The 12,107-nt window shown below is 61.3% G+C and carries 10 protein-coding genes and 1 pseudogene; 10 read left to right on the top strand and 1 reads right to left on the bottom strand.

Features of this window, described 5'->3' with window-relative positions; all coding sequences use genetic code 11:
- The first annotated feature begins 509 nt into the window (after positions 1 to 509).
- The 10 genes and pseudogenes from B5527_RS16355 to B5527_RS16305 all read left to right on the top strand — a co-directional run bounded on the left by B5527_RS16355 (position 510) and on the right by B5527_RS16305 (position 11,098).
- Positions 510 to 1,289 carry an SDR family NAD(P)-dependent oxidoreductase gene (locus B5527_RS16355; protein WP_079602431.1) on the top strand — a complete coding sequence of 260 codons (780 nt, stop codon included), beginning with the start codon at positions 510 to 512 and terminating at the stop codon, positions 1,287 to 1,289.
- A 123-nt stretch (positions 1,290 to 1,412) separates the two neighbouring features.
- Positions 1,413 to 2,360, top strand: coding sequence for an alpha/beta hydrolase (locus B5527_RS16350; RefSeq protein WP_079607327.1), 948 nt, complete (start codon positions 1,413 to 1,415; stop codon positions 2,358 to 2,360).
- 252 nt (positions 2,361 to 2,612) lie between these two features.
- On the top strand, positions 2,613 to 3,185 hold the full coding sequence (locus tag B5527_RS16345) for a hypothetical protein (RefSeq protein ID WP_245332732.1): 573 nt from the start codon (positions 2,613 to 2,615) through the stop codon (positions 3,183 to 3,185).
- Between the two features lie 178 nt (positions 3,186 to 3,363).
- Positions 3,364 to 4,611, top strand: a complete 1,248-nt coding sequence (locus tag B5527_RS16340; RefSeq protein ID WP_079602429.1) for a cation:proton antiporter — start codon at positions 3,364 to 3,366, stop codon at positions 4,609 to 4,611.
- 219 nt (positions 4,612 to 4,830) lie between these two features.
- A complete protein-coding gene (locus tag B5527_RS16335; RefSeq protein ID WP_079602428.1) occupies positions 4,831 to 5,199 on the top strand; it encodes a VOC family protein in 369 nt (122 codons plus the stop codon).
- 149 nt (positions 5,200 to 5,348) lie between these two features.
- Positions 5,349 to 5,663, top strand: a complete 315-nt coding sequence (locus tag B5527_RS46310) for a hypothetical protein (protein WP_245332625.1) — start codon at positions 5,349 to 5,351, stop codon at positions 5,661 to 5,663.
- A gap of 216 nt (positions 5,664 to 5,879) precedes the next feature.
- A pseudogene (locus B5527_RS16325) lies at positions 5,880 to 7,091 on the top strand (ATP-binding protein); the annotation flags it as partial.
- A 57-nt stretch (positions 7,092 to 7,148) separates the two neighbouring features.
- The gene (locus tag B5527_RS16320) at positions 7,149 to 8,471 is read left to right on the top strand and encodes a TAXI family TRAP transporter solute-binding subunit (RefSeq protein WP_079602425.1); all 1,323 of its coding nucleotides are present in this window, start codon (positions 7,149 to 7,151) and stop codon (positions 8,469 to 8,471) included.
- A 345-nt stretch (positions 8,472 to 8,816) separates the two neighbouring features.
- Entirely contained in the window at positions 8,817 to 10,253 is a 1,437-nt protein-coding gene (locus B5527_RS16310; protein WP_079607326.1) for a DUF1254 domain-containing protein, read from the top strand.
- An 83-nt stretch (positions 10,254 to 10,336) separates the two neighbouring features.
- Positions 10,337 to 11,098: a DUF4239 domain-containing protein gene (locus B5527_RS16305; protein WP_079602423.1), complete on the top strand. Its 762-nt coding sequence runs from the start codon at positions 10,337 to 10,339 to the stop codon at positions 11,096 to 11,098.
- Positions 11,099 to 11,158: 60 nt separating this feature from the next.
- Here the strand turns inward: B5527_RS16305 and B5527_RS16300 are convergent, their stop codons facing one another.
- Positions 11,159 to 12,097, bottom strand: coding sequence for a GlxA family transcriptional regulator (locus B5527_RS16300; RefSeq protein WP_079602422.1), 939 nt, complete (start codon positions 12,095 to 12,097; stop codon positions 11,159 to 11,161).
- Positions 12,098 to 12,107: the final 10 nt, after the last annotated feature.

Below are 12,107 nucleotides of genomic sequence, written 5' to 3'. Positions count from 1 at the left end.
ATACCCTGGATGCCCTGGCGACTACCTACCACAATTGAATATCGGAGGCTGCAAATGGTCTTTTGGCTTCTTCTGATAGTTACTGGTGCAAACGGGTACGATCCAGTCATAAAGCACATCGGAAACTATACATCACTGACTAACTGTCAAAACTTTGCAATGAGCGCGACATACCCCGTTCTAAATCCTAACCAGCGCATCAGACCAGTAATCACTATGATCTGTGTTCAGGCTAAGGATGCTGGGTCGAACCCGCCTCAGGATCAGCAACCTGAGTAACTGGTACGCAATCTGGTACGGATCAAATCACAACTTCTATAAGTTATTGAAATAACAAAGGAATCTACCTAGCACTCCGCATACGGCGGGGAAAGGGCGGGTACCGGCGCCTTGCGCCACTGGCCAGCCCAAGGCGCAAGTGAAATAGTCCGCCTGATCGACGTTCGCGCGTCCGGCGCCGGACCACCAGAAATCCGGGACAACCGGACGAGCCCAGAGGAATCCCACCCATGCCCGATCGAATCCGTCTGGACGGCAAGGCCGCCGTCGTCACCGGGGCTGCCGGTGTCATCGGACGCGCGACCATGCACCTGTTGGCCGAGCGCGGCGCGCGCATCGTCGCGGTCGACCGCAGCGAGCAGGAGCTGCAGAACGCGATCGGGGATTTGCCGGCCTCGGCGCAGGCGCTGGCCGTGTCCGCCGATGTCACCAGCGAGGACGAGGTTGCAGACTATGTCCGCGCCGCCGTCGACAAGTTCGGTACCATCGACGTCTTTCACAACAATGCCGGCATCGAGGGCGATATCGCGCCGATCACAAAATATTCGCTTGAGACGTTCCGCCGGGTGCTCGACGTCAATGTGGTCGGCGTATTCCTGGGAATGAAGCATGTGCTGCCGGTCATGCTCAAGCAGAACAAAGGCAGCATCATCAATACCGCCTCGATCGCCGGCCTGATCGGCTCCCCGGACATCGCGGTCTATACCGCCAGCAAGCATGCGGTGATCGGGCTCACCAAAACCGCCGCGGTGGAATGCAGCACGACCGGCGTGCGCGTGAACTGCGTCTGTCCCGGCCTGATCGACAGCCGCATGCTGAGCGCGATCGTCGAAGGCCGCAATCCCGGCAACACACCGGTTCCCAATGAACGCATCGTGGAGCGGATTCCGGCGCGCCGGCTCGGACAGGCTTCCGAAGTCGCCTCGATCGTGGCGTTCCTCGGCTCCGACGAAGCCAGCTATGTCTCGGGCTCCGCCTACACCGTCGACGGCGGCCGGATCGCGGGGTAGAGATCGTCACTCCCGGCGCAAGCGCGCTGTGCGCTCGGGGCGAGCTAAAACGATTGTCATTCCGGGATGGTCCGAAGGACCAGACCCGGAATGACAGGATTCAAGATCAACAGGTCCCTCCCCATGCCCGTCACCCTCGATCCCGACGCCGCCGCCGTCTTCAAGGCGTTTCAGGAATCCGGCCGGCCGCCTTACGAAACGGTTTCACCTGCCGAAGCGCGCGAGCTCTATCTGAAGGGCCGGGTCGTCACCAATCCCGAGCCGCCCGCGCTCGACTCGGTGCGGCCGCTCGCGATCCCCTCGCCTGCGGGATCCATTCCCGCGCGCATCTACACGCCCCTAAAACTCAGGAAGGCCAACGATCTCGCGCCGTGCCTGGTATTCTTTCACGGCGGCGGCTGGGTGATCGGAGATCTCGACTCCCACGACGTGGTGTGCCGAAAGCTGGCCGACGAAGGTCAGCTCATCGTCATCGCCGTCGACTACCGGCTCGCGCCGGAGCACAAATTTCCCGCCGCCGTCGATGACGCCATCGCCGCCACCAAATGGATCGCCGACCATGCGCGGCAACTCGGCGTCGATGCGTCGCGGCTGACGGTCGGCGGCGACAGCGCCGGCGGCAACCTCGCCGCGGTGGTTGCGATCTCGGCGCGCGACGGCAACGGCCCCGCCATCGCAGGACAGGTGCTGATCTATCCGGCCACCGATTTCGCGATGACGCATCCCTCGCACAGCGAGCCCGAGACCAGCCTCCTGCTCACGCATTCCGTGGTCAAATGGTTTCGCGACCACTATCTCAACGACGCCGCCGACGCCGGTGACTGGCGGGCATCGCCGGCACGCGCCAACACCCTGATCGGGCTGCCGCCGGCTTACGTGCTGACCGCGGGCGCCGATCCCCTGCGCGACGAAGGCGACGAATACGCGGGCCGACTGAAGGAAGCCGGGGTTGCCGTGACGCACCGGACTTTTCCCGGCCAATTCCACGGCTTCTTCACCATGGGCAAATTGCTGCAGCAGGCCAACGTAGCGGCGAGCGAAATCGGCGCCTGGCTGAAGGCGCTGAATTAGAACGTGACAGCATCGATTGCGCGCTGACGGACGCGAACGCAATTTCCGCGGGTTCCGCCTAGCACACCTGCAAATTTCATGTAACTTGCGACCCGATTGATATGACACGGGCTGTTCGATCTTATGTCTAATTCACCGAGCATTACGATGCGACTCTGCCGACAGGTTTTCACCGTTGCCATTATTTTGTTGGCAACTCCGTCCGTTGCCGAGATCAAACGACAGGAACCGGACACCGATATATTCGTGTTGATGTCGGGCAAGTGCAGCACGCTTAGAATCGCGGGACGCGATTTCGCGTGCCGGGCCGTTGCATTTTTTCACAGCGAGCAAGGCCGGGCCAATTTTACGATTGCGCTCGACGACCCCTCTGACGATAGCCACGTCATCTCGTTCTCGGGTGAAAACAGCCGGAGGGAACAGGATGATCTGTACGAACTGCAGATTGACCAGATGCTGCTGAACTCCAAGAACAGGCCGAAGGTCGATGGCCTGCCGGTACCATCAGCCGAATTGGCGACCGGACTATGCCGGCAGTTTGGAAACGTCTCGACGAAACAAATTTCCAGTATTTCCTGCAGTGCGACGGATAAGAACGGCAAAAAATACGAACTGCAGTTCGATTCCGATGGTTCACCGATTAAAGTGCGGAGGCTCAGGCAATCCCCGCTGGTCTCCGAAAAACGCCGCGCCAGGCAAACCGAGCAGCGCGAATGCCGTCAAAAGGCCGATGTTGCGAAGGTCCTGCCGAGAGATTGGCCTGCCTACATCAATCGATGCCTGGCAGAGGTGATCGAAAAACCTGCGCCGGACGCGCCTCAGTGAAGCGGCATTGTCAGTTTCGAGATGTTTTGAAAGGCGCGGGCAAATCCGTTTAGATCAAACGCGCCGTTCTGACGCGGCGAAGACGCCGCTCCTCGGGATGAGGTCTTCGGGGGTGAGGAGCGCGCTTGCGCGCGTCTCGACCCGGCAGGCCACGGAATAACCACCAGAGAGAAACCCATTGGAAGCCTCTGCCTCCCTCGAAATCGCCAGGCACACGCTGCTGTCGTGCGGGCTCATTCTCGCTGTCGGCACCGTCGCCGCGCTGCTGGCGCAGAAGATCAGGATTCCCGACGTCGCGGTATTTCTCGTGGTCGGGATCGCGATCGGCCCGCAGGCGCTGCGACTGATCGACATCCAGGCGGGTTCGGCGCTGAACCAGATCATCCTTTTGTTCGGCGCCAGCTATATTCTGTTCGATGGCGGCGCTTCGCTGCGCTTTCATGTCCTGAAGCAGGTCTGGATCACCATCGTCGTCATCGCCACCGTCGGCGTGCTGATTACCGCGGGGATTACCGGCCTCGCCGCCCACTACATCCTCGGTATCCCAACCCTCGTGGCGCTGCTGCTGGGCGCGACGCTGGCCTCGACCGATCCGGCGACGCTGGTGCCGATCTTCCGCCAGATTCATATTCGCGACCGGGTGGCGCAAACCGTCATGAGCGAGTCCGCTTTCAACGACGCCATGGCTGCGATCGTCACCTTCGGCGTGCTGGCGGTGGCGACGGGGACCGGCGAATTCTCGCTGACGAACGCGGCGTTCGACCTGCTCAGGCAATCCGTCATCGGCATCGTCGCCGGCGTCGCGCTGGGATACGCAGCCGCCTTCCTGATCGCGCATGAGCGATGGGCCTTCCTCGCGGAATATGCGCCCGTGGTCACGCTGGTCGCCGTGATCGGCGCCTATTTCGCGGCCAGCGGCCTGCAGGCCAGCGGCTTCATGGCGGTGTTCGTGTTCGGCATCGTGCTCGGCAACAAGGAAGAGTTCGGCTTTCAGATGGAGGCCGGCGGCGCGCAAAAGCTCGACGAGTTCGTATTGACCACCGCATTCATCATGCGTCTGTTCATTTTCATCCTGCTCGGCGCGCAGGTCGATTTCGCGTTGATGGGCCAATACTGGCTCGGCGGCATCGCCGTCGTCGCCGTGCTGATGCTGGTGGCGCGGCCAGCGACGGTTTTCCTGTGCGCGCTCCCGGATCGCCGCGCGCGCTGGAGCTTTGCCGAAATGCTGTTCATGTGCTGGACCCGCGAGACCGGCGTGATTCCAGCGGCGCTGGCCGGGTTGTTGCTCGGCATCAAGGCGCCCGGCGCGCAGATGATCGCCTCGGTCACCTTCATCGCCATCCTGATGACGATCCTGATCCAGGCGCCGACAACACAATGGCTTGGACGCCGGCTGGGACTATTGGAGATGAAAGCCGGGTCTTAGCTGTCCTGGCGACGGGAAGAACGAGAATAGGAAGCGGTGGGCGCTGTCTATCGTCGATCACGATGGACGTATTTCAAAGGCCAAGTCCTAAAGGGCCGAATCCTAAAAAGCCAGGTCTCAAAAGCCAAGCCGCTTCCGAAACTTTCCTGTCCCACCCGCGTTCCGGGGGTAATGGTGAAAGCCGTTCGGCTGACTCCCCACGTACAACGAGGAACTCACATGCCAACCATTGCCCCATGGGCCTTTGTGCTCGCGGTTCCGGACGCCAGGCGTAGTGCTGACTACTTCCGCGATGTCCTGGGAGTTCGCGTTCTTTGGGAGGAAGCGTCGGACTGGCGGTTGGTCGAGCGTACTGGAGTGCGCATCATGTTGGGGCACTGTCCTCGCGACATGCCAGCCTCCGAACTCGGATCTCATAACTGGTTCGGCTATCTGAGTGTCGACAACGTCGATGCGCTGTACGCCGAGTTGATGGCGCGCGGAGCTGCATGTACGACGCCAACCGACAGGACATATGGGATGCGGGAGATCGTCGTAACGACCCCGGATGGTCATCGGATCGTGTTTGGACAGGAACTGCAGCGCTAGCAACGGTCAGCCTTGCGCTGCGGCTCGCCAAAGAGCGGATGAAGGCGCGGATGAAGGCGCGGCGCATCCGCTCCGGATCGCGAAAGCCCGTCGATTGCGCGACGCGTTGTCAGCCGAACGAAGTAAGGCGGACATCGCGCTTGCGCTAAATGACCCAGGTTTTGAAGACAGCAGAAGTCGCCCTTGAAATCGTGCCTCGATCCGCCTCGCGCGATGGCGGTGATGATTGTGCTTGCTCCCGCATCGTGCCCGATGCACAATTCGATAAGCCGGAAGTGCGCAATCCCCACGCGATTGAGGTTCTCATGAGCCTTGTTGACACGGACTCATCATCGGCCCGACCCCAGCAGCATACCGACATGCTCGTCGTTCCCGGCGGCACATTCCGCTTGGAATCGGACAGGCCTTACCCTGAGGAAGCACCGGTTGACCGGAAGCGCATATTCGCGTTCGAAGGAAAATGAAACGCCAAATGGCCCGAACGACACGGCCATGAAAGGACATGACGAAGAAAGCCAGCCGCGCAGCGGCGGCTGCAACCAATCGACGCATTGAGGCCGCATCCGCTCTTCCAGACAGTCCGTTGTTCGCTAGGGAGGCATTCGATGTCAAAGCATCTCGATCGTGGTGCCGCGGCGGTGAAATCATCGTCCGTCGTGCTGTTTCCTCAGCAACCTGCCCTGCAACTGATCTACGACACGGCGCCGATCGGTCTCGCCTGCCTCTCTCCGGACTGCCGTTATCTGCAGATCAACCAGCGCCTTACCGAGATATGCGGCATCTCCGTCGAGGATCATCTGGGGCGCTCGGTCAGGGACTGCGTACCGGCTCTGGCCGAGGCGGTCGAAGACATCGTCCGCTCGATCATGGATACCGGCGAGCCGGTGACGGGCATCGAGGTCGCCGGCCAGCGCGCCGACCAAATCGGCGAACGGTTTTGGATCACCTACTGGCATCCGCTGCGCAGCCCAAGCGGCGAAATCGTCGGCATCAACGTCGCTGCGGAGGAGATCACCGAGCGCAAGCGCGCGGAAGCGGCGCTGCAGGCCAGCGAACAGGAGACCCGCCACGCCAGGGATGCGGCCGAAGCAGCGTTGCAAAATCTGCGGGAGACCCAAAACTCCCTGATCGAAGCGGAAAAACTCGCAGCCCTCGGGCGGCTGGTGGCGGGTATTGCGCACGAGGTCAATAATCCCGTGGGCACCAGCCTGACGGTAGCCTCCGCGCTGGAACGCAAGACGGCCACGTTCGCGGCGAAAGTCGCGCAAGGCAATCTTGGGCGATCAAGTCTGAACGATTTCATTGAGAGCAGCCGTCAGGCGTCAGCGCAACTGGTCGCCAATCTCACGCGCGCGGCCGAGCTGATCCAGTCGTTCAAGCAAGTGGCGGCCGACCGAAACGTCTCGAATCCACGCATCTTCGATCTCGGCGAGCTGACCGAGCAGGTCGCCACGAGTTTGCGGCCGGGCCTGGGAAAGCAAAATCTCACCCTCAACGTCGAGTGCCAACCCGATCTGACGATGAACAGCTATCCGGGACCGTACGGGCAGGTGCTGACCAACCTCTTCCTCAATGCGGTCGCGCACGCGTTTCCCGACGACAAGGAAGGTACCGTCAGCATCAAGGTGCTGGCGTCCGGAAGTGACCATGTCGAAATTCTTTTTTCCGACGATGGCTGCGGCATGAGTCGTGGTGTCCTGCGCAAAGCGTTCGATCCGTTTTTCACGACGCGCCGCGATCAAGGCAGCACAGGCCTCGGCCTGCATGTCGTCTACAGCATCGTCACGAATTGTCTGGGTGGGCGGCTCAACCTCGATAGCAAACCCGGCGAGGGGACGAAAATCCAGATCATCCTGCCGCGTGTGGTACCGGCAGGCCTTGCCGCCACGTAGCGCTTGATCAGGCGCATTCAGTAGCGGCAATCAATCGCCGCGTCAGGAGTAACGGGCATGGTATCGCCAAATTTGCCGCTCTGGCTTCGTTTCGTGCTGCTTCTCGGAGTCGTTGGCCTTGTGTTCGGCGCAGGCCTTCTTGCCTATCGGTACTATACGCGCCCGGCAACGCTGAGCGTGGCGGTGGGGTCGATCGACGGCGAAGCTGCCAAGGCCATGTCGGCAATCGCGAGCCAGCTCGTAGCGACGAACGCGCCGGTGCGGCTCAAGGTTATCGACAGCGGCACGGTGCTTGAAGCGGCCAATGCGTTTTCGGCAGGCAAAGTGGATCTCGCGGTGGTTCGCGGCGATGTCGGTGACCTGTCGCAAGCGCGAGCCGTCGTCGTTGTCAGCCATATGGCCGTGCTCCTCGTCGCGCCGCCGGGTTCGAGCATCGACAGTATCGACAAACTGAAAGGCCGTCGCGTGGGTGTGCTTGGCGGGGACGCCAATACCAGGATTGTCGACGTCCTGAGCAAGGAATATGGGCTCGATCGCGCCAAGGTGTTCAAGGATATCGCTTTGCCGGATGCGCGGCGCGCTGTTCAATCCAAGGAGGTGAATGCGCTGCTTGTTGTGATCCCTCTGACTGAAAAATATCTGTCGCTGGTACGGGACGTATTTGCGCAGGGCTCCAAAGCCTTGCCGGTACTGATCCCGATCGAATCTGCCGGGGCGATCGCACAAGCCGAACGCGCTTATGAAAGCTTCGACGTGCCCAAGGGCACGCTGCGAGGATCGCCGCCGATTCCGGAAGATGACCTGACGACCTTGAGGGCTACGTTATATCTGGTTGCGAACGGGAAGCTCGGCACTGATTTGATAACCAGCCTCACGCAGACGATCATGCGCGTGCGCAGGGAGCTTTTGGCCGAGCAGCCGCTTTTTGCCCAGATAACCGCACCCAGCACCGACGCGGATGCCTACCTTCCGCTGCACCCCGGAGCTGCCGCCTTCTACAACGGCACCCAGCAGAGCTTCATGGATGAATACGGCAACTGGATTTACCTGACGCCAATGGCGCTGGGTGGCGCGGCGACCGTACTTGCCGCCGCCTGGAAATTTCTTGGCCTGGGCGGGCCCGCCACCGGACAAGGCCCGCTTGATTCTCTTTATGCCTTGGGACGCCGGATCCGGAAGGCCGGCACCGAGGCTGAGCTTTCGGATATCGAAGAGGAAATCGACGACATTCTCAAAACGCAACGCATGAAATCCGCAAGCGGGGACGAAAGCGCGGTGGATGACGCCACGTTGAACGTGGCAGCCCACCGGCTGGAGAGCCTGATTCACGATCGACGAGCGATGTTGGCGAAGAAACCGGCAATTGTCTCCGCGGCCTAAGCGACGCAGCACGTGGTTGCCAAACGACTCGGAATTGCGATTGACCGAAGCAGGACTTCAACCCAAGGAGAACCGTCATGAAAGCACATCTGATTGTCACTCTACTTCTGGCAGGCAGCTTCGTCGCATTGAGCACGGTGGGAGCAAGCGCCGTTGTGTGCGCTCGCGGCGTCTATCGCGCAGGCTGCGTTGGCGCAGGCGGCGCTGTGGTCGCCAGACGCGCGGTTGTTGTCGCGCCACGGCGTGCCGTCGTTGTTCGCCGCAGGGTGTACTGACGATTCTGCGATGCACCGAACATGCCGCGTCGGCGACGACGCGGCAGAACGTTTGTGGCAGGAGGGCAATATGAACAGAAGAACGATTGCACTCATTTTGGGACTTCTTGCCGGCCCCGCACTTACAGTATCGGCGATGGCGCAGAGCGCTTCGCCGTTGATCACCGAGGAGGCCGCGCACGCCATCGGCGTCGATGCCTACCTATATTTCTACCCGCTCATCTCCATGGACATCACCCGGAAGCAGTCAACGAACATCGAGGCCGGGAAGGAACTCGGCAAAGGCCCTATGAACATGTTCGTGAACGTCCCGGCGTTTCCCCCCGCTGATTTGAAGGTGGTCGTGCGGATCAACTTCGACACGCTCTACTCCATCGCATGGCTGGATCTCACCAGGGAGCCACAAATCGTCTCCGTGCCGGATACGGATGGGCGGTATTACCTGCTGCCGATGCTCGACATGTGGACGGATGTCTTCGCGTCGCCGGGCTGGCGGACGACCGGCACCCAGGCGGGCACTTTCCTTCTCACCCCGCCCGGATGGAGCGGAGCCGTTCCGGAGGGATTTACGCGCATCAACGCGCCGACCCCCTATGTTTGGATCATCGGCCGCACCAAGACTGACGGCCCGGCCGATTACGACGCCGTGCACAAGATTCAGGCCGGCTACAAGGTCACGCCGCTCTCGGGCTGGGGCAAGGCACCGGAGCCGGTGACGGTGACGATCGATCCAGGCGTGGACATGAAGACGCCGCCGAAGATTCAGGTCGACACCATGCCGGCGGCTAAATACTTCGCCTACGCCGCCGAACTGCTCAAGCTGCACCCTCCCCACATCACGGATCAGCCGATCATCGCGCAGATGAAGCTCATCGGCATCGAACCCGGCAAAAGCTTCGACTTCGACAAACTCGACCCCGCCGTGAAGAAGGCGCTGGAAAGCGTCCCCGAGGCCGCGCAGCAGCTCATGAAGTGGAAAATGCCCACGCTCGCCCGAGTCGTGAACGGATGGTCGATGAACACCGATACCATGGGCGTCTACGGCAATTACTATCTGAAGCGCGCCATGGTCACGCAGTTCGGACTCGGCGCCAATCTGCCGGAGGATGCCATCTATCCACTGAACCTCTTCGACGACACCGGCAAACCGCTCGACGGCGCGAACAAATACACGCTGCACTTCGAGAGGGGTGCCACGCCGCCGGTGAATGCCTTCTGGTCGATCACGCTTTACGATGCCGAAGGTTTCCAGGTGGCAAACGTGCTCAACCGGTTCGCAGTCAGCAGCTGGATGCCGTTCAAGACCAACGCCGACGGCTCTCTCGACCTCTATTTCCAAAACGAGAGTCCGGGAAAAGAAAAGGAAGCCAACTGGCTGCCCGCGCCGAAGGGAGCCTTCAACCTGACCATGCGTCTCTATGGCCCGAAGTCGGAAGCGCTCACCGGCAGATGGTCCCCGCCGCCGGTGACGAAAGTCCAGGGGCCGCCGAGCCTGACGGCCCAGTAAATGTACCAGAGCGCCCACGCTGAGGTATCGATGCTCACGCCGTTGGCTCTGATCGCCACCAAGATGGCAGAGAGATCTCAGCTATGAACTATCTGCTGATCTCGCTGCTTGTGTTCGCGTTGATATTTGGCGGCGCCCTGGTTGGGGTGATTGTTCGACCTTTGTTGTCGGAGCATCACCTGCATCCGGACTCCAGGGACGTTGTAAAAATGGCAACGGGCCTGATTGGCACATTAACCGCGCTGGTGCTGGGTCTGCTGATCGCATCCGCGAAAAGTTCATTCGATCAGAAAACCAACCAGGTCAGACAACTGACCTCGACCATAATCCTTCTGGACGATTTGCTTGCGCAATATGGTCCGGAGGGAACTCCTCTCAGAAATCTTCTGCGGCAGAGCATTCAGCCGCTGGCCCATCGGATCTGGCATGAGGAAGGGATTCCGGCCGGCAAACCCGCTCGTTTCGAGTCGACGGCCGAATCGTCGGCATTCGAAAATGAACTGGAGCGGCTGTCGCCTAACAGTGATGCGCAACGTTCGCTGCAATCTCGCGCCATTCAGGCTCTCACGGAAGGCGCGCAGATCCGGTTGCAGTTGTTCACGCAGACCGGCGGGTCAATTCCGGTTCCATTTTTGATCATTCTGGTTTTTTGGCTTAGCGCGATTTTCGTGAGCTTCACTTTATTTGCGCGAGCCAATCTGGTCGTGATGGCTTCTCTGTTGGTATGCGCGCTCTCGTTTTCCGGCGCGATTTTTCTGATTTTGGAACTGGATAACCCGTTCACGGGACTGATGGGGATTTCAAGCGCGACGCTGCAGAACGCGCTTTTGCCGCTGCAACCGTAGGCGTGCTGGCTAAACGCGGCATTCAATCTCCTGTTCCCGCGCCGATGGACGGGTTCCGCCCTACCCCGCCCGCGCCGCGCGGCGGAGCGATTGCGGCGGCTGGCCGAAGGCGCGGATGAAGGCGCGGCGCATCCGCTCCGGATCGCGAAAGCCGGTCGACTGCGCGACGCGTTCGATCGCCTCGCTGGAGGATTGCACGCGCTGCCGCGCCACCTCGATCCGCAGCCGCTCCACCGCCTTCGACGGCGTGGTGCCGGTCTCCGCAATGAAGGCGCGGGCAAAATGCCGCGAGCTCATGCCGGCCTGCTCGGCCAGATCCTCCACCGTCAGCGGCGCATCGAGATGTTCGCGCGCCCAGCTCAGCAGCGGTCCGAACCGCCCCGAGGGCGCCTTCAGTTCCAGCAGCGACGAGAATTGCGACTGCCCGCCGCTGCGGCGGTGATAGAGCACGAGCTGGCGCGCGGTCTTTTGCGCGACGTCGTCACCGAAATCCTCCGCCGCCATCGCCAGCGCCAGATCGATGCCGGCGCTGATGCCGGCCGAACTCCAGATATTGCCGTCGCGGACGAAAATCCGGTCGGGCTCCAGTTTCACCCTGGGATAGCTGGCGAGAAATTGCCGGGTGCGCTGCCAGTGCGTGGTGGCCTGACGGCCGTCGAGCACGCCGGCTTCGGCCAGGATGAAGGCGCCGGAGCAGACGCTGGCGAGGCGGACGCCGCGTTTGGCCATTCCCCGCACGAAGGTCAGAGTCCTGTCGCATCTCGCCACCGCGTCGACTCCCTCGCCTCCGGCCACGACCAGGGTGCTGATCGCGCCGGAGCGCTTAAAGCCGCGCGCGACCATCTCGACGCCGGAGGTGCTGCGCACCGGCCCCGGGTTCGCCGCCAACACCCTGATCGAGGGGCTTGCGCCACTCAAGCGCGTTGCGATCTCGAACACCGAAATCGGACCGGCGGCGTCGAGCAGCTGGAAATCGGGAAATACGAGGATGCCGATCATGATTGAGGCC

This window comes from Bradyrhizobium erythrophlei, assembly GCF_900129425.1.
GTDB lineage: Bacteria > Pseudomonadota > Alphaproteobacteria > Rhizobiales > Xanthobacteraceae > Bradyrhizobium > Bradyrhizobium erythrophlei_C.
Note: the sequence above shows the minus strand (reverse complement) of the source record. Positions and strands in the feature narration are given on the sequence as shown.